The organism is Streptacidiphilus monticola (genome assembly GCF_042658505.1).
GTDB lineage: Bacteria > Actinomycetota > Actinomycetes > Streptomycetales > Streptomycetaceae > Streptacidiphilus > Streptacidiphilus monticola.
In genome coordinates this window covers 1-21,029 of sequence record NZ_JBHSQJ010000128.1, presented here as the reverse complement: position 1 = coordinate 21,029, position 21,029 = coordinate 1, and the positions used below count along the sequence as shown (strand labels likewise).

The window sequence follows — 21,029 nt, the reverse complement described above, 5'->3', positions numbered from 1 at the left end:
CGCGCCCCTGGGGGCTGCGCCTCCGGGCGGAGCCGCACACGAGTGCAGCCCCGGGCCCCTGGAGGGGCGGGGCGGGGTGGGGCGAGGCGCCGTGCACCAGCATCAAAGACTTCCCAAGTGACGCTAAAGACCGTTCTGACCAGTACCAACTCCCGTTCAAGCTTTCCGTCGCGGGGCATCCTGGCCGCCCCCGCAGGGATATAGCTGAAGTCGAGGAATTCACCTCCGCACTTCGGGAGAGCGCCATGAGCGACACCATCGGAGACCCGGCCACCACCACCTCCCCGCGTCCGCAGAAGCGGGTGGGGGAGACCGCCCACGAGGCGTACTCCTTCGTTTGCCTGCACTGCGGCTTCGGCTGGGAGCAGGCCTACGAGATCGAGCACGTCCGGGACGCGGGCGGCAGGCTCGTCTACCTGTACCGGGCCAATGGCGTCCCCGTTCCCTCCCCGCTCACCAAGCCCAGCTGCCCCGGCTGCGGCGAGGACCGCATCCGGATCATGCGCGCCGGACGGGTCTCCGAGGTCGACCGCGCCTGGCACGCGGCGCAGTCCGCCGCGCCCGGCGCCGAGGCCGGCACCGCACACGGCCGGCACTTCCACTGGCCCTGGCCGTTCAGCCACCGGACGACGCCGGAGGCATGACGCCGTCCCGATACCATGGGGCGCATGACCGCCGCGCCCAACACCGGCAAGCGTTACTACGTGACGACGCCGATCTACTACGTCAACGACCGCCCGCACCTGGGCCACGCGTACACCACCGTCGCCGGTGACGTGCTCACGCGCTGGCACCGCCAGCGCGGTGAGCAGGTCTGGTACCTCACCGGCACGGACGAGCACGGTCAGAAGATCATGCGCACCGCCGAGGCGAACGGCGTCTCGCCGCAGGAGTGGTGCGACAAGCTGGTCGAGGAGGCGTGGAAGCCGCTCTGGCGGCACCTCGAGATCGCCAACGACGACTTCATCCGCACCACGGAGAAGCGCCACACGGACCGCGTCCAGGAGTTCGTCCAGGACCTCCACGACAAGGGCGAGATCTACGAGGGCGGTTACGAGGGCCCGTACTGCGTCGGCTGCGAGGAGTACAAGTCCCCGGGTGAACTGCTGGACGGCGAGGGCGAGTTCGCCGGTCAGAAGCTCTGCCCGATCCACAAGAAGCCGGTGGAGATGCTGAAGGAGGAGAACTACTTCTTCAAGCTCTCCGAGTACGGGCCCAAGCTGCTGGAGCACTACGCGGCCAACCCCGACTTCATCCAGCCGGAGTCCGCGCGCAACGAGGTGGTCCGTTTCGTCGAGCAGGGCCTGCAGGACCTGTCGATCTCCCGGTCCACCTTCGACTGGGGCGTGCAGATCCCCTGGGACCCCAAGCACATCATCTACGTCTGGGTCGACGCGCTGCTCAACTACGCGACGGCGGTGGGCTACGGCTCGGACCAGGAGAAGTTCGACGCCACCTTCCCGGCCGACGTGCACCTGGTGGGCAAGGACATCCTCCGCTTCCACGCGGTCATCTGGCCCGCGATGCTGATGGCCAACGGGCTGCCGCTGCCGAAGCGCGTGGTCGCCAACGGCTGGCTGATGGTCGGCGGCGAGAAGATGAGCAAGTCCAACCTGACCGGTATCGCGCCGACGGACCTGACCGAGCACTTCGGCGTGGACGCGTACCGCTACTACTTCCTGCGGGCGATCCCCTTCGGCACCGACGGCTCCTTCTCCTGGGAGGACTTCGCCGCCCGCTACACCAGCGAACTGGCCAACGACTTCGGCAACCTGGCCTCCCGGGTCGCCGCGATGGTCGGCAAGTACTACGACGGCGTGCTGCCCGCGGCCACCGCGAGCGGTCCCGCCGAGGCGGCGCTGGCGGACGGCCTGGCCAGGGCCGTCGCCGAGGCGGACGAGAAGATCGGCGAGAAGCTGGACTTCGCCGGCGGCATCGGCGCGATCTTCGACTTCATCAAGCAGGTCAACGGCTACCTCACCGAGCAGGAGCCGTGGAAGGTCGCGAAGGACGAGTCCGAGGAGGGCCGTGCCCGCCTGGCGACGATCCTCTACTCGGCCGCGGAGGCGCTGCGCGCGACGGCGGTCCTGCTGAACCCGGTCATGCCCCGCGTGTCCGGCCTGCTCTGGGACTCCCTCGGCGCGGAGGCCGAACTCGGGCCGCTGTCCGAGCAGCGGATCGGCGAGGCCGCCCGCTGGGGCACGCTTCCGGCCGGGGTCACCGTCACCAAGGGCGAGATCCTCTTCCCCCGTCTGGACGACAAGAAGTAGTCCCTTTCGGGGCGCGGAGAGTGGACATGGCCGAGGGCAAGAAGGGCATCCCGCCGCTGCCGGAACCGCTGCGGGTTCCGGTCGCCGACTCGCACACCCACCTGGACATGCAGGAGGGCGACGTCGACGCGGCCATCGCCAAGGCGGCGTCGGTCGGGGTCACCACCCTGGTGCAGGTGGGCTGCGATCTTCCGGGCTCCCGGTGGGCCGCCGAGCTCGCCGCGCGGTACGAGAACGTCCACGCGACCGTCTCCCTGCACCCCAACGAGGCGCCGCGGATCGTCCTCGGCGACCCCGACGGCTGGAGCGGGCAGCGCCGCGGTCCGGGCGGGATCGCGGCGCTGGACGCCGCGCTCGCCGAGATCGACGCGCTCGCCGCGCTGCCGCAGGTCCGCGGCGTCGGCGAGACCGGTCTGGACTACTTCCGCACCGGGCCCGAGGGCGTCGAGGTCCAGCAGGAGTCCTTCCGGCGGCACATCGCGCTCGCGAAGAAGCACGGCAAGGCGCTCGTCATCCACGACCGCGACGCCCACGAGGACGTACTGCGGATCCTGGAGGAGGAGGGCGCGCCCGAGCGGACCGTCTTCCACTGCTACTCCGGCGACGCCGAGATGGCCAAGGTCTGCGCCGAGGCGGGCTACTACCTGTCCTTCGCGGGACCGGTGACCTTCCCGGCCAACCAGCACCTGCGGGACGCCCTCGCGGTCACCCCGCTCGACAGGATCCTGGTGGAGACGGACGCGCCCTTCCTCACCCCGGCGCCGTTCCGCGGCCGGCCCAACGCGCCCTACCTGATCCCGGTGACGCTGCGGGCCATGGCCGCCGTCAAGGAGTTGACGGAAGATCAGCTGGCGGCAGCCGTCGCCGCGAACACCGCCCGCGCGTTCGAACTGGCGTGACGTCACCGCGCCCGGGTCGTTGACCTGGGCGTGAACGCTTCCGCGAGGCTGCCGCAGGCACTGGTGCTGGCCCTGCTGGTGGGCGGGCCGTCGGCCCTGCTCGCCGACCGGCCCGAGAGCGGCCGGGCCACGGACCTGCCCGGCTCATCACGTCCCGACGCCGAACTCGTGGCCGACGCGCCGGACCTCGCGGTCCCGGTGGCGCAGGTCCGGCACGTGCCGCTGCCGCCCCGGCAGGCGCCCGCGGTGTCGCGTTCCGAGCCGAGGCCCGCGCGGCGGGCCCGGCACGCGAGCCCGAAGCGGGGCTACGAGCCGGTCCAGCTCGGGCGGGCCGCAGGGCGGCACCGCGCGCCGGCCCCGCGGACGCGCAGCGGGACGGGCGAGCTGAACTGGGCGGCGCTGGCCCGCTGCGAGGCGGGCGGCAACCCCCGTGCGGTGGACCCGAGCGGGCGCTACGGCGGGCTGTACCAGTTCGACGTGCACACCTGGCACGCGGTGGGCGGCCACGGGCGACCGCAGGACGCCCCACCGGACGAGCAGACGGCCCGCGCCCGCACCCTCTACCACCTCCGCGGCACCTCCCCCTGGCCCTCCTGCGGCCCCCGCGCGGCTGGTTAGTCCCCCTNGCGCGGGGAACCGCGCGACCGGCCCACCCCCGAGGGAGGTCCGTCCCCGATCAACGGGTCGAACCTCCGCGAGTGGTGGGCCGGTTGCGCCCACGCGGCGGAGCCGGTGGTGGGCTGCCGCGCCCGGGCGGTGGAGCCGGGGTGGGCTGCCGCGCCCGGGCGGCGGAGCCGCACATGGGCCACAGCCTCGCGCTCCTGGCGGCTGCGCCGCCTGAGCCTGCGCCTTGGCGGACGGGCGTCGGGCTGCCGATAGGCTTGGGCGGTGAGCACCACCGAATCCGCCGACGGCCCGCTGCTCGGGCCTGCCGACATCCGCGAGCTGGCGAGCGCCCTGGGCGTCCGCCCCACCAAGCAGCGCGGGCAGAACTTCGTCATCGACGCCAACACCGTCCGGCGGATCGTGCGCGCAGCCGAGGTCACCCCGAAGGACGCCGTCGTCGAGGTGGGGCCGGGGCTGGGCTCGCTCACGCTGGGGCTCCTGGAGGCCGTCGACCACGTCACCGCCGTCGAGATCGACCCGCTGCTGGCGCAGCACCTCCCGGCCACCGTGGCCGCGCGGATGCCCGACCGGGCGGGCCACTTCGACCTCGTGCACGCCGACGCCATGACCGTGACCGAGCTGCCGGGGCCGACGCCGACCGCGCTGGTCGCCAACCTGCCCTACAACGTGGCGGTTCCGGTCCTGCTGCACATGCTGGAGACCTTCCCCTCCATCGAGCGCACGCTCGTCATGGTCCAGTCCGAGGTCGCCGACCGGCTCGCCGCGCAGCCCGGGAACAAGGTCTACGGCGTCCCCTCGGTCAAGGCCCAGTGGTACGCCGACGTCAAGCGGGCCGGGGCGATCGGGCGGAACGTCTTCTGGCCGGCGCCCAACGTCGACTCCGGACTGGTCTCGCTGATCCGCAGGTCCGAGCCGATCGCGACCACCGCCTCCCGCGAGGAGGTCTTCGCCGCCGTGGACGCCGCCTTCGCCCAGCGCCGCAAGACGCTGCGCGCCGCGCTCGCCTCCTGGGCGGGCAGCCCGGCCGCCGCCGAGGAGGCGCTGGTCGCCGCGGGGATCGACCCCAAGCTCCGCGGCGAGGCGCTGACGGTCCATCAGTTCGCCCGCATCGCCGAGAACCGCCCGAACCGCCCGAGCCGCCCGAACCGCCCGAACCGCTGACTGCAGCACGACGCTGAGGAGAGCCGCGTGTCCTCGTCCCTGACCGTCCGGGTCCCGGCCAAGGTCAACGTCCAGCTGGCCGTGGGAGGGCGGCGCGCCGACGGGTTCCACGGGCTGGCCACGGTCTTCTTCGCGGTCGGGCTCTACGACCACGTCACCGCCTCCGCCGCGGACGCGCTGACCATCACCGTCGAGGGCCCGGACGCGGCCGTCGTGCCGACCGACGACAGCAACCTCGCCGCCCGGGCCGCCCGGCTGCTCGCCGCGCGGTACGGCGTCGAGCCGAGGGCACACCTGCACATCTCCAAGGACATCCCCGTCGCCGGCGGCATGGCCGGCGGCAGCGCTGACGGCGCGGCGGCGCTGGTCGCCTGCGACGCGCTGTGGGGGCTGGGTGCGAGCCGCGAGGAACTCTTCGAACTGGCTGGGGAGTTGGGCAGTGACGTGCCGTTCTCCCTGCACGGCGGGGTGGCCCTGGGGGAGGGGCGCGGCGAGCGGCTGACGCGGGTGGAGACGAGCGGCAGCTTCCACTGGGTCTTCGCCGTCGCCGACGGCGGCCTGTCCACCCCCGCCGTCTACGGCGAGTGCGACCGGCTGCGCGAACTCGCGGGCGGCGCGGACGAGTTCAGCGTGCCCGCGCCCGCCGCCGATCCGAAGCTGCTGGCCGCCCTGGCCGAGGGCGACGCCGCCGCCCTCGGCGCGGCGCTCAGCAACGACCTGCAGCCCGCGGCCCTGTCGCTGCGTCCCTCCCTGGCGGACACCCTGCGCGCGGGCCAGGACGCCGGCGCGATCGGGGCACTGGTCTCCGGATCCGGGCCGACCTGCGCGTTCCTGGCGAAGGACGCCCGCGAGGCCGCCTCGGTCGCGGACTCCCTTGCGGCGTCCGGCACCTGTCGCAACGTCAGGACCGCGGCCGGTCCCGTCCCCGGGGCTGTCCTGCTTTGACACATACCCGTAGTATTTCGATCGCTTCGTACGCGATGGGGGATGTGCTGGGGGCGCGATGGCGATCGAACTACCGGGTGAGCTGGTCTGGGTCATCAACCTGATCGGCGTCAACTGGCCGCAGGTGAACGAGGACAAGGTCCGCGAGTTCGCAGGCCACGTGCGCGAGTTCGGCCGTAGCGTGGACGCGACCCATCAGGCGGCCGGTGAAACGATTCGCCAACTGGGCGAGCACTACCAGGCCGACTCCTACGAGCAGTTGGTGGCCGCCTGGGGGATGCGCTCGGACAGCCACATGTCCGAGCTGGTGCAGGCGTGCGAGTTCACCGCCGCCGCGCTGGAGATCGCCGCCGACGGCATCGTCGCCATGAAGCTCGCCGTCATCACCGAACTCGGGATCATGGCAGCCGAGTTCGTCGCCGACCAGGCCGCCGCCGTGGCCACCCTGGGCGCGGCCGAGGCCGCGGAGGCGCTGCTGATCGAGGCGACCAAGAAGGTCGTCAACGGCCTGATCCAGACCGCCGAGCAGGAGTTGATCGGCGCGCTGATCAACGAGGCCGTCGGCCCGCTGGAGCAGACCGTCGAACGCGCCCTCGCCGGGCTGGCGTTCAAGGGAGTGGAAGCCGCGCTCGGCACGCCGGGCGACGGGGCCGGAGCAGGCGGCCCGGGCCAGGGCTTCCGGATCCACCCCGAGGAGATGATGCGCCACGCGCAGCTGCTCCACGGCCACGCCGAGGAGGTCCAGGGACACGGCGCCCGGTTCGCCGCCGTCGCCTCGGGGGTGAGCTTCTCGTGAGCCACCCCATAGCCAAGGCCCTGGAGGAGGCCGCGGCCCGCGTCGGCCGCACCCTCAGCAAGGACGCCGCCAAGGCCGTCAGCGACATGTACCACTCGGCCGGCCACGGCACCGCCCAGGTCGTCAAGAACATCACCGAGGCCGACGCCCGCCACGCCCACGAGCTGGTCAGCCTGGCCGAGAAGATCGCCAAGAACGACGGAAAGACCGGACGCGGGTCGCGCAGGCGCATCCGGCAGCAGGCCGACGCCCGCTCGAAGATCGACGCCGCGCTGGGCGGCCGACGCGACTACGACGTCGAACTGGTCGTCGACTCCAGGAAGTACCCCGAGTCCGCCCAGCACATCCACGAGGCGCAGAGCGGCGTCAGCTTCAGCGGCCCTCCCTCCAGCGGCGTGCCCGGCTCCCCGCACCCCACGGTCCTCACCATCGACCGCGGCGGGGCTGACGCCCGCCGGACCGACTCCCTGCGGGGAATCGCCACCGCCCCGCCGCTGGACCGCGACGAGTACCCGCCCGCGATGTTCAAGGAGGGCGGAACCGGAGCAAGCGTCAAGTACATTCCGGAGAGCGACAACCGGGGTTCCGGGTCCGCCATGGGGAGCGCGCTGCACAGCCTCCCCGACGGCACACGAGTGAAGATCACAGTGAGGTAGGCGTCCAGTGCGTGATCCGAAGGACTGGGACGGAACGGAGCAGGCCGTGTCGCGGGCCCGGGGCGGGAGGTTCCGTGACGAACTGCCGGGGCTGCTCGCGACCGCCCGCCGCGTGGACGGCGACCGCGGGGAGGCGTGGGTGGCCGCCTCCGCGGCGGTGGAGATCCTGCAGTGGCAGGACGCCTTCACCGAGGCGGCGGACCTGGCCGAGACCCTGATCCGCAGCGACGGCCCGCTCGGGGGTGAACTCTGCGACCACGGCCAGACACTGGTGAACGCGCTGCTGCACGCGGAATGGCGGACCGGCGTCCCTGCGCAGCCGCGGCTGGCGGCTCTGGCCGACCGCGTCCCGGAGGGCCGGGTGCTGCGCCGGCGCATCGACGACGCGGTCCGGCGCCTGGAGACCACGCCCGCGGCCGAGGACCAGAACTTCTGGTTCAACTGGGGCCGGGACCCGCAGTCCCCGGACGGCGTCATCGGATCGTGGGTCCTGGAGGAGGACTACGCCTCGCTGCCGCGCGACCGGAAGTTCACCTACTGGCGGGTCCTGCACGACATCAGCGACTTCGACCGGGCCGAGCGGATCCGGCAGGAGACCGGTGAACTGCCGGACGACTTCAGCGTCTGCCTCTGGCTGGCCGGCTGCCACGGCCTGCGGGGCGACCTCGCCACGGGCGAGGAGCTGCTGCTCGCGGCACATGCGCGCTGGTGGCCCTTCGACACGGCCTCCGCACTCCCCACCGAGCCGGTTGCCAACGTGCACCTGCGCCCGCTGGTCACGGATAGGGTTCGGGAGTACTACCTGACCACCCCGATCGGGCCCGAGGCGAAGGACAGGACGCAGCAGTCATGAGCGACACCACCGCACTGGAGACCCTGCTGGGCCGGGCCCGGGGCCCGATGGGGCCCTCGATCGAGCTGGACTTCGGCGTGGAGAGCGGCCCGCTGGCCGAGCTGGGCCGGGTGATCTCCCGGACCAACGGCTTCTTCCTGTTCAACGCGGGCGTCCAGGTCTTCCGCGCGGGCGACGAGGGCTTGGGCGCGGACCTGCTCAGCTGGAACCGCGAGGACACCTGGAAGGACACCTACGACGGCCTCGCCGACGACCTGTTCTGCTTCGCGCAGGACATCTTCGGCGTCCAGTTCGCCGTCGTCGAGGGCAAGGAGGTCGTCCGCTTCGACCCGGAGACCGCCCGGGACGAGGTGCTGGGCGAGTCGCTGGAGGACTGGGCCGCCTGGCTGCTGGCCGACCCGGACGTCAACGGCGCGGCCTCGTTCGCCTACGCCTACCAGCAGGAGCGCGGCGCCCTGGACCCGAACGAGCGGCTGGTGCCCCGCACCTTCTTCGTCGCCGGTGGCGGGTACGACTTCGACAACTTCGTCGCCTACGACGCCGTCACCGCCATGCGCATCCGCGGCCCGATCGCCCAGCAGGTCCACGACCTCCCCGACGGAGCCACCGTCAACATCCGCCTGAGCTGAGACCCTGCGGGCTCCCGGGCCGGGAGGGCCTAGGCTGGACGGGTTCCCGGCAGTCCTCCGCAGGAGATTTCGTGGCAGTCAACCTGGTCACCGTCGAAGGCGTCACCAAGGTCTTCGGCACCCGAGCCGTGCTCGACGGCGTGTCCGTCGGCGTCAGCGAGGGGGACCGCATCGGTGTCGTCGGTCGCAACGGCGACGGCAAGACGACGCTGACCCAGATCCTCGCCAAGCGGGAGGAGCCGGACTCCGGGCGGGTGACCCACACCGGCGGGCTGCGCATCGGCGTTCTCGCCCAGGGCGACGCGCTCGACCCGAAGGCGACGATCCGTCACGAGGTGGTCGGGGACAAGGCGGACCACCAGTGGGCCGGCGACGCCCGCATCCGCGACGTGCTGACCGGGCTCTTCGGCGGCCTCGACCTGCCCGGCTTCGGGCAGGGCCTGGACACCGTCATCGGCCCGCTCTCCGGCGGCGAGCGCCGCCGCATCGCCCTGGCCAAGCTGCTGATCGAGGAGCACGACCTGCTGGTCCTCGACGAGCCCACCAACCACCTCGACGTCGAGGGCATCGCCTGGCTGGCGGGCCACCTCCGCGACCGCCGGATCGCCCTCGTCGTGGTCACCCACGACCGCTGGTTCCTGGACCAGGTCTGCACCCGGATGTGGGACGTCCAGGCCGGGACCGTGCACGAGTACGAGGGCGGATACTCCGACTACGTCTTCGCCCGTGCCGAACGCGCCCGGATCGCGGCGACGGAGGAGACCAAGCGGCAGAACCTGATCCGCAAGGAGCTCGCCTGGCTGCGCCGCGGCGCACCGGCCCGCACCTCCAAGCCGCGGTTCCGGGTCGAGGCCGCCAACGAGCTGATCGCGGACGTCCCGCCGCCGCGCGACCGCGTCGAGCTGATGAAGTTCGCCAACTCCCGCCTGGGCAAGACCGTCTTCGACCTGGAGGACGTCACCGTCACGGCCGGGCCGAAGACGCTGCTGGAGCACCTGACCTGGCAGCTGGGTCCCGGCGACCGGATCGGCCTGGTCGGCGTCAACGGCGCGGGCAAGACGTCCTTCATGCGCACCATGCAGGTCGCCTGGGCCAGCGACGGCGAGCGGCAGCCGGCGGCCGGCAAGGTCGTCGTCGGCAGGACGGTGAAGCTGGCCTACCTGTCCCAGGAGGTCGCCGAACTCCCGGGCGAGCTGCGGGTGTTGGAGGCGGTGGAGCAGATCAGGGGCCGGGTGGACCTGGGCAGGGGCCGCGAGATGTCGGCCAGTCAGCTCTGCGAGACCTTCGGCTTCACCAAGGAGAAGCAGTGGACGCCGGTGGCCGACCTCTCCGGAGGTGAGCGCCGTCGGCTGCAGCTGCTGCGGCTGCTGATGGACGAGCCCAACGTGCTGTTCCTGGACGAGCCCACCAACGACCTCGACATCGAGACGCTGAGCCAGCTGGAGGACCTGCTCGACGGCTGGCCCGGCTCGCTCGTGGTCATCTCCCACGACCGCTACTTCATCGAGCGCACCACCGACAACGTCTGGGCGCTGCTGGGCGACGGGCGGCTGCGGATGCTGCCGCGCGGCATCGACGAGTACCTGGAGCGCCGCGAGGCCCAGGCCGCGGCGGCGGCGCCGGCGCCCGCGCCGAAGAAGTCCGGCGGGGACACCCGCGCCGCGAAGAAGGAGCTGCAGCGCATCGAGCGGCAGTTGGCGAAGCTGGACGAGAAGGAGGCCAAGCTGCACCAGCAACTGGCCGACAACGCCTCGGACTTCGGCAAGGTCGCGGAGCTGGACGCGCAGCTGCGGGCGCTGCGCGAGGAGCGCGAGGAACTGGAGCTGACCTGGCTGGAGCTGGCCGAGGAGGCCTGACTCTTTCGGGTGGAACCGGCCCGTCCCCGTGGTGGCTGCCGTCGGCCGTGCCTAGGCTGGCGGCGGCTCGTGGCCGGAGAGGGGGAGCCGCATGCGTGCCCGCCGTCAACATCCGTCAGCAGAAGGCGCCTTGGCGGACCCGGGGGTCATCGGCGGGGTCGCCCGGTGCCCGGCGGCGCGGGTGCCGCCGCCTGCGCCCGTGCTGCGGCGGTCGGCCCGCCCCGCGCGCCGTCGGCTCTGCTCGGCCCCGCCCGAGGCGTGGACGCGTTGCGTGCCCCGGGCCAATCCGTCGGTGATCGAGTAGCGGCCCCGCAGGCGATTTCCCATCCCGGCCGCTGACCAGGTATGGTCTTCCTCGTTCGCCCCTATAGCTCAGTCGGCAGAGCGTCTCCATGGTAAGGAGAAGGTCAACGGTTCGATTCCGTTTGGGGGCTCGCCAGGAAGGCCCGCACCGGTCACGGTGCGGGCCTTCGGCGTTCGGCCCGCCTCAGTCGGAGCAGCCGGTGACCACCAGATCGGCGCGGTCCCGTGCGGCCTTGACGAGTTCGCCGTTGGGCCGGTCGTTCTCCTCGACCCGGAATCGGGTGCGGTCGGGAGAGGAGCCGTTGCCCAGGTGGCGGCTGGTCAGCCGCTGCTCGCGCACGGCGTCGGGGGCGTCCACGTACCAGAGTTCGTCGATCAGCGCCCGGGCCTCCCGCCAGCCGGGGGCGTCCAGCGCGAGGTAGTTCCCCTCGGTGACGACCAGGGTGGCGGCGGGCGGGATCAGGTGCCGGGCGGCCACGGGCTCGTGCAGGGTGCGGTCGTAGTCCGGCGCGTAGATGTCGTGCTCGGGCGCGGCGACGACCCGGGCCAGCAGCGCGGCGTAGCCGTGCGCGTCGAAGCTGGGCGGGGAGCCCTTGCGGTGGGTGAGCCCGAGGCGGGCGAGTTGGGCGTTGGAGAGGTGGAAGCCGTCGAGCGGCAGGTAGGCCGCGCCGGGCACGGCTTCCACCAGGCGCTGCGCCAGGGTCGACTTGCCGGCGGCGGGCGGCCCGGCCAGCCCCAGGACGGCGCGCGGCTTGCGGGCGGCGAGGGCAAGGGCGCGCTCCACGAGATCCATACCGGCCATTGTCCCCGGAGCAGGACGCTCCGCTGGCACTCCGTACACGGATTGCGTTCTGATGGTGCGTCAGCTCGCCACCCTCCGGCGCAGCCCCGGCCTGTCGGGCGGGGCGGTGCGCCACCGCGCCCCCGAGGGGTGCGACTACCGCTTCCGAAAGAGGCTTCCGTGGGCGTACGGCTCGTGGTCGTGGACGACCACCGACTGCTGGCCGAGGCCTTGGCCGCCGCGCTGCAGCTGCGGGGCCACCGGGTGCTGGCCGTGGGCACCCCGGTCGGCGTCGCCGCCGACCTCGTGGTGAACCGCAGGCCCGAGGTCTGCCTGCTGGGGGTCGCGCACGCGGACGAGCCGGGCGTCTTCGACGTCGTGCGCCGGATCCGGCGTGAACGGCCCGAGGTCGCGGTCGTGGTGATGGGCGCGGTGACCCCGGCGGGCGGCGTCGCCGCCGCCTTCGCCGCGGGCGCGGCCGGATACGTCCGGCAGGACGAGCGGATCGAGGTGGTGGACCGGGCCCTGGCCCGGGTGCGGGCGGGGGAGTCGGCGGTCGCGCCGGACGTGCTGCGGTCCGCCTTCGAGCAGCTGCTGCGCCCGGGGTCGGAGCCCGACGACGAGGCCATGCGGCTGCTGCGGCTGCTGACCCGCCGGGAGGCGGAGGTGCTGGCGCGGATCGCAGAGGGGCAGGACACCCGGGAGATCGCGGCCGGAATGGCGATCGCGGCGAGCACGGCGCGCACCCACGTGCAGCGGGTGCTGATGAAGCTGGGCGCGCGGACCCGGCTGGAGGCCGCCGCGCTGGCCGCCCGCACCGGCCTGCTGGACCGCGTCAGCCGGGTCTGAACCGAACAGAAACAAACACCAACGACTTCTCGCATCCTGGCCTGAACTGGGCTGTTGACTGCTGCGCTTCTGTGTTTGATTATGTTGGCATCAACTGTCGAACCTGGACGGAGCGCCCGCAGTGAAGAGGACCAGCACGCGCCTGGCCGACGGCCGTGAGTTGATCTACTACGACGCGGCCGACGACACCGTCCGCGACGCCGTGGACCAGCGCCCGCTGCCGCAGACCGCGACCTCGTCCGAGCTGCGCTACGACCCCGTGCTCGACGAGTGGGTGGTCATCGCCTCGCACCGGCAGGGCCGCATCTACCACCCGCCGGCGGACGAGTGCCCGCTGTGCCCCTCCCAGGACGGACGCCACAGCGAGATCCCGGACTCCTCCTACGACGTCGTCGTCTTCGAGAACCGCTTCCCCTCGCTCTCGCCCCACCCCGTCCTGGGCGACACCGCCACCGGGCCCTTCCCGGAGCTCAGCCGCCCCGGCGTCGGCCGCTGCGAGGTGGTCTGCTTCACCTCCGACCACGACGCGTCCTTCGCCGATCTGACGCCCGACCAGGCCCGCCTGGTGCTCGACGCCTGGACCGACCGCACCGAGGAGCTCTCCCAACTCCCCGGCGTGGTCCAGGTCTTCCCCTTCGAGAACCGCGGCGCGGAGATCGGCGTCACCCTGCAGCACCCGCACGGCCAGATCTACGCCTACCCCTTCACCACCCCGCGCACCGAGCGGATGACCGCCGCCGCCACCGCGCACCGCCGCCGCACCGGCCGCAACCTCTTCGAGGACCTGCTGGCCGCCGAGCGCGCCCAGGGCGACCGCATCGTGCTCCAGGGCGAGCACTGGACCGCGTTCGTGCCGCACGCCGCGCACTGGCCCTACGAGGTCCACCTCTACCCCAACCGGCGCGTGGCCGACCTGCGCGCGCTGACCGAGGCCGAGCGCGCCGAGTGGGCGCCCCTCTACCTGGACCTGCTGCGCCGCTTCGACCTGCTGTTCCGCACCGAGGACGGCGGCGGCACCGGCAGCGGCGTCAACAGGACGCCGTACATCTCGGCCTGGCACCAGGCGCCCACCGCCCACGGTCCCGGCGGGGGCGGTGAACTGGCACTTCACATGGAGCTCTTCACGATCCGTCGTACCGTGGGGAAGCTCAAGTTCCTGGCCGGGTCCGAGTCGGCCATGGACGTGTTCATCAACGACGTGTCGCCTGAGCAGGCGGCGCGTCGGCTGCGAGAGGTCGGTGCATGAAGAAGTACCTGGTCACCGGTGGGGCCGGCTATGTCGGCGGTGTCGTCGCCGCCCACCTGATCGAGGCGGGCCACCAGGTCGTCGTCCTGGACGACCTGTCCACCGGCTTCGCCGAGTCCGTGCCCGCGGGAGCCCAGTTCGTCCGCGGCCGGATCCAGGACGCGGCCGACGTCCTCGACGCCTCCTTCGACGGCGTGCTGCACTTCGCCGCCTCCTCCCAGGTCGGCGAGTCCGTGGCGGACCCGGAGAAGTACTGGCGCAACAACGCCGCCGGCTCCCTGGAACTGCTGTCGGCCATGCGCAAGGCGGACGTGCGGCGTCTGGTCTTCTCCTCCACCGCCGCCGTCTACGGCGAGCCGGAGCAGGTGCCGATCCCGGAGACCGCCCGCACCGCGCCGACCAACCCCTACGGCGCCACCAAGCTCGCCGTCGACCACATGATCACCAGCGAGGCGAACGCCCACGGCCTGGCCGCGGTCTCGCTGCGCTACTTCAACGTCGCGGGCGCGTACGGCGTCCAGGGCGAGCGGCACGACCCAGAGTCGCACCTGATCCCGCTGGTCATCCAGGCCGCCCTGGGCAAGCGCCCGCACATCGCCGTCTACGGCGAGGACTACCCGACCCCGGACGGCACCTGCATCCGCGACTACATCCACGTCGCCGACCTGGCCGAGGCCCATCTGCTGGCCCTCGACGCCGCGACCCCCGGCGAGCACCTGATCTGCAATCTCGGCAACGGCGAGGGCTTCTCGGTGCGCCAGGTCATCGACGCCGTGCGACGGGTGACGGGCCGTGACATCCCGGCCGTCACCGCCGAGCGCCGCCCCGGCGACCCCGCCGTCCTGGTCGCCTCCGCCGAGCGCGCCCGCACCGTGCTCGGGTGGCAGCCGCGCCGCACCGACCTGGACGCGATCGTGGCGGACGCCTGGAACTTCACCCTGTCGCTCAACGAGCAGCAGTAGCCCAGCAGTAGGAGTAGGGGAAGCAGTGACGCAGCAGCAGCTCGACGCCGTCGTCGAGAAGGTCTCCAAGGAGTTCGCGGCCCTCTACGGCAGCGAGCCCGAAGGGGTCTGGCAGGCGCCCGGCCGGGTCAACCTGATCGGCGAGCACACCGACTACAACGACGGCTTCGTGCTGCCCGTCGCCCTGCCGCAGGCCGCCCGCCTCGCCGTCGCCCGCCGGGCCGACGGCGTCGTGCGGCTGCACAGCGCCCAAGGCGCGGGCGGCACGGTCGAGTTCACCCTCGACTCGCTGCGGCCGGGCTCGGTGCCGGGCTGGGGCGCCTACCTCGCGGGCGCGCTGTGGGTGCTGCGCGAGCAGGGCCACGCCCTGTCCGGCCTGGACCTGCACCTGGACAGCGACGTGCCCACCGGCGCCGGCCTGTCCTCGTCCGCCGCCCTGGAGTGCGCGCTGCTGCTGGCGTGCGACGAGCTGTTCGGGCTCGGCATCGACCGCCCGACGCTGGCCCGGCTGGCCCAGCGGTCGGAGAACGACTACGTCGGCGCCCCGGTGGGCGTCATGGACCAGACGGCCTCGCTGTGCTGTGCGGAGGGCGCGGCGCTGTTCCTCGACACCCGCGACCTGTCGCAGCGTCAGGTGCCCCTGGACCTCGCCGGGGCGGGCCTGGCGCTGCTCGTCGTGGACACCCGCGTCGAGCACGGCCACGCGGACGGCGAGTACCGCCACCGCCGGTCCGGCTGCGAGCGCGCGGCCCGGCTGCTGGGCGTGCCCGCGCTGCGGGACGTCGAGGACGTGGACGCGGCCCTGGCCGCCCTGGCGGACGACGAGGAGGCGCAGCGGCTGGCCCGGCACGTGCTGACCGAGAACGACCGGGTCCGGGAGGCGGTGCGGCTGCTCGACGCCGGCGAGTTCCGGGCCCTGGGCCCGGTCCTGACGGCGGGTCACGCCTCGCAGCGGGACGACTTCCGGATCTCCTGCCCGCAGTCCGACCTGGTGGTCGAGACCGCCCTGGCCCAGGGCGCGCTCGGCGCCCGCCAGACGGGCGGCGGCTTCGGCGGCTGTGTCATCGTCCTCACGACGCCCGACCTGGCTCCCGCCATCGCCGAAGCGGTCACCTCCGCGTTCGCCTCGCACGCCTGGAACGCCCCCACCTCCTTCCTCGCCACCCCCGCCCCCGGCGCCCGCCGCGTCGCCCCCACGGCGGAGTAACCCGGGCGCCGACCTCACGGGTGCGGCGGCGCCACGGCTTCGCGGCTCCTGTCGGCTCAACGCCGGAGGGAGGTCCGACCGCGCGGGGCGGCCGGACTTCCCAGGCGGCTGCCCATGGGCGCCGGACGTCCGCGCCTCGCCCTCCGGCGCAAGCAACCGGCCCTCCAGGCGGGCGACCGCACGCTGGTCGCCGAGACCCTGCCGAAGCCCCTCGCCTTCGTCGCCGGGGTGTGATGCCGGGTTCGTGTGCTCGCTGCGCGTGCTTGCGGCGTGGCCGCGAGGGGGTGGAGCGCGCGGCTTCGCCGCGCCTCGCGGGTCGCTGGTGGGGTGTGCGGACAGGTCCACCGTGTTTCCGCGCGCCCGGCACGGTCTTCCCCGGTCTTCGGCCGGGAGTCCCCACCGCCGGGCACCGCGACCCGGTCGGCCTGTCCGGCCCCGGTTCCAGCGCGCGGAGCCGCTTCGCCGCGCCTCGCGGGTCGCTGGTGGCGTGTGCGGACAGGTCCACCGTGTTTCCGCGCCCGGCACGGTCTTCCCCGGTCTTCGGCCGGGAGTCCCCACCGCCGGGCACCGCGACCCGGTCGGCCTGTCCGGCCCCGGTTCCAGCGCGCGGAGCCGCTTCGCCGCGCCTCGCGGGCCCGCGACGGCGCGCGCCGGGGCCGGGCTTCGCCGGAACGGGTGAGTTGGGGGGAAGTGCCGCCGCTGCGGGGCGGGTGGGTCCTACCCTGGGGTGCCTAGGGGGCGGCGCAGCCGCAAGCGCACCGCAGGGGGAAACCATGGGGCGTATCCGGATCCTGGTCGCGGACGGGCACCGCATCTTCGCCGAGGCGCTCGCCACCGCGCTCGCCGCCGAGCCCGAGGTGGAGGTCGCCGCCGCCGGCTCCGCCGCCGGCGCGGACCGGGCGCTCGAGCGCGCGGCAGCGGAGAACCGCCCGTTCCACGTCCTGCTCGTGGACGCCGAGCTCGGTCCCGGCACGCCGCTGCCGTCGCCCCAGCAGCCCGCCGCCGCGGCCGCGGCCGTCGTCGCCCACGTGCCGCCGCAGCGCCGGGCGCCCCAAGCGGCGCCCCCGCGCACGCCCCCCGCGCCGCCCGGGGACGCGCTGGCGCTCGTCGGTCAGGCCCGGGCGGCCCAGCCCACGCTCCGCGTGGTCGTGCTGTCCACCGCCGAGGACCCGGTCGCCGTCGTCCGCGCCCTCCAGGCGGGGGCCAACGGGTGGGTGGCGAAGGAGAGTTCGCTCAACCGGCTGATGTCGGTGGTGCGCGGCGTGCTCAAGGACGAGACCCACGTCCCACCCGCGCTGCTGACCGGAGTGATCCGCGAACTCACCGCCGCCCGGCGCGACCGCAGCGAGAGCGAGCGGCTGGTCGAGTCCCTGACGCCCCGTGAGAAGCAGGTGCTGCGCTGCATGGTGGCGGGCCTGGGGCGGCAGGCGGTCGCCGACCGGCTGTACCTGTCCCCCCACACCGTGCGCACCCACATGCAGAACGTCCTCGGCAAGCTCGGCGTGCACAGCACGCTCGCCGCCGTGGCCGTCGCCCGCAGGGCCGGCGTCGGGCCGCTCGAGCCCTGATGCCTCCCGGGCCTCACCGGTGCCAGGGCAGGGACAGGAAGCCCTCCGCCCGGGCTGCCGCCAGGCCGATCCGAGGGAGGTCGGCGGTGCGGGAGAACAGCAGGTAGCGGGGCTCCCAGATCGGCCGGTACTTCGCGTTGGCCCGGTACAGCGACTCGATCTGCCACCACCGCGAGAAGAACAGCAGCACCTCCCGCCACAGCCGCAGCACCGGACCCGCGCCCAGCTTCCCGCCCCGCTCGAAGACGGCGCGGAACATGGCGAAGTTGAGCGAGATCCGGCGCACCCCGAACTCCTCGCCATGGGCGATGAGTTCCAGCACCATGTACTCGATCAGGCCGTTGTCCGAATCCCGGTCCCGGCGCATCAGGTCCAGCGACAGGCCCTCCCGGCCCCAGGGGACGAAGCTCAGCAGTGCCCGGCGCTCGCCGTCCCCGTCCATGCACTCGACCATGACGCAGCGCCCGTCGGACGGGTCGCCCAGCCGGCCCAGGGCCATCGAGAAGCCGCGTTCGGTCTGCCCGTCCCGCCAGCGGTCGGCCAGCGCGACCAGCTCCTCCATCTCCTCCCGCGGAATGTCCTCGTGGCGCCGGATCCTGACGGTGTATCCGGCGCGCTGCACCCGCTTGTGCGCCTGCCGGACACCGCGCATCGCGCGGCCGTCCAGGGAGAAGTCGGCGACCTCGACCACGGCCTCGTCGCCCAGCTCCAGCGCGTTGAGCCCGTGGCGGGCGTAGACGGTGCCGCCCTCCTCGCCCGCTCCGATGACCGCGGGGATCCAGCCGTGCTCCTCGGCCTGCGCCAGCCAGCGGTCGATGGCTCCCGGCCAGGCCTCGACGTCGCCCACCGGGTCGGCGGACGCCAGCGAGACGCCGCTGGCGACCCGGTAGGCGACGGCGGCCTTGCCGCTGGGGGAGAAGATGACGCTCTTGTCGCGGCGCAGCGCGAAGTAGCCGAGCGAGTCGCGGTCGCCGTGCCGGTCGAGCAGGGCGCGCAGCCGCTCCTCGTCCTCGGGGCACAGGTATTCGGTGCCCTTGGGCGCGCGGAACAGCACGTAGAGGACGAGCAGCAGGATGGCCACGCTCATCACGTTGATGACCACGTCCACCCAGTGCGGCGGGAGCACCCCGTGGTACTCCTTGCCGGCCGGGGCCAGCGTGTAGACGCGCAGCAGCGCGTAGTTCATCTGGTTCCACACGGTGGAGTCGTGGGTCCGGTCGGTCAGCGCGACCAGCACCGTGCCGACGAGCATGCCGACGATGCCGCCGCCGACCAGCACCGCCAGGGCCAGTCGGGGGTTGGACCGGTCGCCCTTGGCGTGGAACTCGCGCCGGCCGATCAGCAGCGCGACCAGCAGCAGAGCGCTGATCGCGGCGGAGACCCAGTCGGAGGGGTGCTCGCGCACCTCCCCGTAGGCGGTCAGCACCAGCACCACCGTGGCCAGGTAGAGCGCGACGAGCACGACGTTGGCGATCCAGGCGGCGCGCTTGCGCCGCCGCATCATGACCGCGAGGAAGGCCGCGACCACCGCCGAGGTGAAGCCGGCGGTGATCAGGTAGGGAGTGAAGTACTCGCCGGTGTTGTGCCGGGTGACCTGGGCCCGGAACGGCGTCACCACCGCGCCGAGCAGGTTGAGCAGGGCGGCCAGCCGCAGGTACCAGACGACCGCGGTGGCGGCCCGGGGGCGCCAGGCCTCCAGCCTGCCGCCGCCGGGGCGATCCGTACCCTTTGTCGGCTTTTCTGAGGACACGTCCGCATCATGACACAGGGTCAGGACCGCCCCGACTCATGACGCCGTCAGTCGTCCCACCCGTCCCAGCGTCCGTGCCGCAGGGCGTTCGCGAAGGCGTCCGCCAGCACGGCGTGGCCCTGGGGCGTGGCGTGGATGTCGTGGTACGGGGTGCACATCCAGGTCCACTGGCAGATCCGGGCCACGTTCAGCGGCACCTGGCCGACGCCGGGCAGGGTCGCCTGGTCGGTGAAGTCGAAGGTGCTGAACGCGGACGCGGCGTCGGCGACCCGGAACCCGCCGGCGGCCAGACCGAGCGCCTCCACCCCGTTCAACTCGGCGCCCAGCAGGGTGGACTGGGTGGCCGTCTGCTGCCCGGCCGGCCCGGTCAGCCAGACCGCGAGGAAGGGGTCGTAGTAGTTCATGCCCGCGTACGCGGGGGAGCCGCCGCCGGCCCTGCGCAGGGACCGGGTGATCTGCGGCAGGTTCTGCGCGATCGTCGCCAGGCCCTGCTGGGTGCAGGCGAGGTCGATGCTGCCGGTGGCCAGGCAGTGGTCCACGTCGTTGGCGCCGATGTCCAGCGTGACGTACCGGACGTGGCCGCGGTGCTCGCGCAGGAACTGTACGGCGGCGTCGAGTTGGGAGGTCGCCCCCGGGTAGCTGCAGATGCCGCCGTCGATCAGTGTGCCGGTGGTCTCGCCGCTGCAGCCGAGCTTGATGTGCACCAGGTCCGGATCGCTCTGCTTGAGGCGGGCGTAGAGCTGGTCCGTGTAGGAGACGTCCGTGTCCTTGCGGACGTCGGGCTGGTAGCCGGCGGCGAGCGAGTCGCCCAGCGAGACGTAGTAGTCCGGCTGGTGGTGGCCGCCGCCGTCGTGGGCCGAGGCCGGCCCGGCGGTGGCGAGGCCGAGGGCCAGTACGCCGACGGCGGTGGCAAGGGCCCGGCTGACACGGGTGAGCAAGGTGGTCCCCCTCTCCGGGGCCGCCGCGTTGCGGCCCCGGACCGGGAGTAGACAACCCGCGAGTAGCTTCCCGCAAGACTCGTGCAGTGCCGGAGTTCCGCGGGGCGGACTTCCGCCGGGGCGGGCCGGGGTTCAGCCGACCGGGTTCCAGTAGTTCCCGGACATCACCAGGTAGACCAGCATCTTGATGGTCTCGCCGTAGTAGCCGTCCCCGAACGGGTTGCTGCCGAGCTGCTTCCAGATGGCGTCGGTCCACGCCTGGTCGCCGGGGGCCATGGCCGCCGGGCCCACCGAGTCGCCGGCCTCCTCGGCCTGGGTGTCCCCCGAGACGTTGCCGTTGGCGCAGCTCAGCTTGAGGTGCGGCTGGACCTTGGCCGGGTTGCCGCCGGACAGCTTCTTGGCGCAGGCGGACCACTTCTTCGCGTCCGCGAAGGAGGTCGCCGCCGTGGTGGGGCCGTACAGGAGCGCGTCGGTCCCCAGGTGCCAGGGGACGCGGATGGAGTTGTAGCCGACGATGTTGTCGGGTTGGTCCTCCTGGTAGTTCGCCGGGGCCGGCTTCGGGCCGGTCGTGTTCGCGTTGACGACGAAGTCGGACAGCAGCCCGGAGGACGCGGAGTACGCGGCGGTGAACTCGCCGATGACGGCCTCGGTGCGGGTGACCACCTTGTTCCAGTCGTGTGCCGTGTCGTACTTCGCGAAGGCGCGCAGGTGGTCGAGCATCATGTCGGACGGG

The 21,029-nt window shown here is 73.0% G+C and carries 18 protein-coding genes, 1 tRNA gene and 2 pseudogenes; 17 read left to right on the top strand and 4 right to left on the bottom strand.

Going from position 1 to position 21,029, the window contains the following annotated elements; translation table 11 throughout:
- Window positions 1-245: 245 nt before the first annotated feature.
- The 12 genes and pseudogenes from ACFP3V_RS26160 (at window position 246) to ACFP3V_RS26105 (ending at window position 11,126) form a co-directional block, all read left to right on the top strand.
- Window positions 246-644 (top strand): hypothetical protein, encoded by a 399-nt coding sequence (locus tag ACFP3V_RS26160; protein WP_380588284.1) that lies wholly within the window; start codon window positions 246-248, stop codon window positions 642-644.
- Window positions 645-668: 24 nt separating this feature from the next.
- A complete protein-coding gene (gene metG / locus ACFP3V_RS26155) occupies window positions 669-2,270 on the top strand; it encodes a methionine--tRNA ligase (RefSeq protein ID WP_380588281.1) in 1,602 nt (533 codons plus the stop codon).
- Between the two features lie 26 nt (window positions 2,271-2,296).
- Window positions 2,297-3,169: a TatD family hydrolase gene (locus ACFP3V_RS26150; protein ID WP_380588278.1), complete on the top strand. Its 873-nt coding sequence runs from the start codon at window positions 2,297-2,299 to the stop codon at window positions 3,167-3,169.
- A gap of 378 nt (window positions 3,170-3,547) precedes the next feature.
- Window positions 3,548-3,787: pseudogene (locus ACFP3V_RS26145) on the top strand (transglycosylase family protein); the annotation flags it as partial.
- A gap of 270 nt (window positions 3,788-4,057) precedes the next feature.
- Window positions 4,058-4,957, top strand: coding sequence for a 16S rRNA (adenine(1518)-N(6)/adenine(1519)-N(6))-dimethyltransferase RsmA (rsmA, locus tag ACFP3V_RS26140; RefSeq protein ID WP_380588275.1), 900 nt, complete (start codon window positions 4,058-4,060; stop codon window positions 4,955-4,957).
- A 27-nt stretch (window positions 4,958-4,984) separates the two neighbouring features.
- On the top strand, window positions 4,985-5,902 hold the full coding sequence (locus ACFP3V_RS26135; protein WP_380588273.1) for a 4-(cytidine 5'-diphospho)-2-C-methyl-D-erythritol kinase: 918 nt from the start codon (window positions 4,985-4,987) through the stop codon (window positions 5,900-5,902).
- A gap of 58 nt (window positions 5,903-5,960) precedes the next feature.
- Entirely contained in the window at window positions 5,961-6,698 is a 738-nt protein-coding gene (locus ACFP3V_RS26130) for a WXG100-like domain-containing protein (protein ID WP_380588270.1), read from the top strand.
- Window positions 6,695-7,354 carry a NucA/NucB deoxyribonuclease domain-containing protein gene (locus ACFP3V_RS26125; RefSeq protein WP_380588267.1) on the top strand — a complete coding sequence of 220 codons (660 nt, stop codon included), beginning with the start codon at window positions 6,695-6,697 and terminating at the stop codon, window positions 7,352-7,354. Before ACFP3V_RS26130 ends, ACFP3V_RS26125 begins: the two co-directional genes overlap by 4 nt.
- A 7-nt stretch (window positions 7,355-7,361) precedes the next feature.
- The gene (locus ACFP3V_RS26120; RefSeq protein WP_380588264.1) at window positions 7,362-8,207 is read left to right on the top strand and encodes a hypothetical protein; all 846 of its coding nucleotides are present in this window, start codon (window positions 7,362-7,364) and stop codon (window positions 8,205-8,207) included.
- Window positions 8,204-8,836: an SMI1/KNR4 family protein gene (locus ACFP3V_RS26115; RefSeq protein ID WP_380588261.1), complete on the top strand. Its 633-nt coding sequence runs from the start codon at window positions 8,204-8,206 to the stop codon at window positions 8,834-8,836. The genes ACFP3V_RS26120 and ACFP3V_RS26115 overlap by 4 nt, the downstream gene beginning before the upstream one ends.
- 71 nt (window positions 8,837-8,907) lie before the next feature.
- Complete coding sequence (locus ACFP3V_RS26110) at window positions 8,908-10,692, top strand: ABC-F family ATP-binding cassette domain-containing protein (RefSeq protein ID WP_380588258.1); 1,785 nt, start codon at window positions 8,908-8,910, stop codon at window positions 10,690-10,692.
- Window positions 10,693-11,053: 361 nt separating this feature from the next.
- Window positions 11,054-11,126: transfer RNA gene (locus ACFP3V_RS26105), tRNA-Thr, on the top strand.
- A gap of 53 nt (window positions 11,127-11,179) precedes the next feature.
- Here ACFP3V_RS26105 and ACFP3V_RS26100 read toward each other — a convergent pair.
- Entirely contained in the window at window positions 11,180-11,788 is a 609-nt protein-coding gene (locus ACFP3V_RS26100) for a nucleoside/nucleotide kinase family protein (RefSeq protein WP_380588255.1), read from the bottom strand.
- Between the two features lie 168 nt (window positions 11,789-11,956).
- Here ACFP3V_RS26100 and ACFP3V_RS26095 point away from each other — a divergent pair, with 168 nt between their 5' ends.
- The 5 genes from ACFP3V_RS26095 to ACFP3V_RS26075 all read left to right on the top strand — a co-directional run bounded on the left by ACFP3V_RS26095 (window position 11,957) and on the right by ACFP3V_RS26075 (window position 17,608).
- Window positions 11,957-12,625, top strand: a complete 669-nt coding sequence (locus tag ACFP3V_RS26095; RefSeq protein WP_380588253.1) for a LuxR C-terminal-related transcriptional regulator — start codon at window positions 11,957-11,959, stop codon at window positions 12,623-12,625.
- A gap of 121 nt (window positions 12,626-12,746) precedes the next feature.
- On the top strand, window positions 12,747-13,871 hold the full coding sequence (galT, locus tag ACFP3V_RS26090) for a galactose-1-phosphate uridylyltransferase (protein ID WP_380588250.1): 1,125 nt from the start codon (window positions 12,747-12,749) through the stop codon (window positions 13,869-13,871).
- The gene (gene galE, locus ACFP3V_RS26085; protein ID WP_380588247.1) at window positions 13,868-14,833 is read left to right on the top strand and encodes a UDP-glucose 4-epimerase GalE; all 966 of its coding nucleotides are present in this window, start codon (window positions 13,868-13,870) and stop codon (window positions 14,831-14,833) included. Before galT ends, galE begins: the two co-directional genes overlap by 4 nt.
- Window positions 14,834-14,858: 25 nt before the next feature.
- Window positions 14,859-16,040, top strand: a complete 1,182-nt coding sequence (galK, locus tag ACFP3V_RS26080; protein WP_380588244.1) for a galactokinase — start codon at window positions 14,859-14,861, stop codon at window positions 16,038-16,040.
- Between the two features lie 773 nt (window positions 16,041-16,813).
- On the top strand, window positions 16,814-17,608 hold the full coding sequence (locus ACFP3V_RS26075) for a LuxR C-terminal-related transcriptional regulator (RefSeq protein WP_380588241.1): 795 nt from the start codon (window positions 16,814-16,816) through the stop codon (window positions 17,606-17,608).
- Window positions 17,609-17,621: 13 nt separating this feature from the next.
- Here the strand turns inward: ACFP3V_RS26075 and ACFP3V_RS26070 are convergent, their stop codons facing one another.
- The 3 genes and pseudogenes from ACFP3V_RS26070 to ACFP3V_RS26060 all read right to left on the bottom strand — a co-directional run.
- On the bottom strand, window positions 17,622-19,358 hold the full coding sequence (locus ACFP3V_RS26070) for a phosphatidylglycerol lysyltransferase domain-containing protein (protein WP_380588238.1): 1,737 nt from the start codon (window positions 19,356-19,358) through the stop codon (window positions 17,622-17,624).
- Between the two features lie 47 nt (window positions 19,359-19,405).
- Entirely contained in the window at window positions 19,406-20,296 is an 891-nt protein-coding gene (locus ACFP3V_RS26065; RefSeq protein ID WP_380588235.1) for an SGNH/GDSL hydrolase family protein, read from the bottom strand.
- 132 nt (window positions 20,297-20,428) lie between these two features.
- Window positions 20,429-21,029 (bottom strand): annotated as a pseudogene (locus tag ACFP3V_RS26060) (glycosyl hydrolase family 8); the annotation flags it as partial.

Bases quoted from the DNA above. Each gene is read 5' to 3' on its own strand.
- ACFP3V_RS26160 (WP_380588284.1), top strand. From the start codon at position 246: ATGAGCGACACCATCGGAGACCCGGCCACCACCACCTCCCCGCGTCCG.
- metG (WP_380588281.1), top strand. From the start codon at position 669: ATGACCGCCGCGCCCAACACCGGCAAGCGTTACTACGTGACGACGCCG.
- ACFP3V_RS26150 (WP_380588278.1), top strand. From the start codon at position 2,297: ATGGCCGAGGGCAAGAAGGGCATCCCGCCGCTGCCGGAACCGCTGCGG.
- ACFP3V_RS26130 (WP_380588270.1), top strand. From the start codon at position 5,961: ATGGCGATCGAACTACCGGGTGAGCTGGTCTGGGTCATCAACCTGATC.
- ACFP3V_RS26115 (WP_380588261.1), top strand. From the start codon at position 8,204: ATGAGCGACACCACCGCACTGGAGACCCTGCTGGGCCGGGCCCGGGGC.
- ACFP3V_RS26100 (WP_380588255.1), bottom strand. From the start codon at position 11,788: ATGGATCTCGTGGAGCGCGCCCTTGCCCTCGCCGCCCGCAAGCCGCGC.
- galE (WP_380588247.1), top strand. From the start codon at position 13,868: ATGAAGAAGTACCTGGTCACCGGTGGGGCCGGCTATGTCGGCGGTGTC.
- ACFP3V_RS26075 (WP_380588241.1), top strand. From the start codon at position 16,814: ATGGGGCGTATCCGGATCCTGGTCGCGGACGGGCACCGCATCTTCGCC.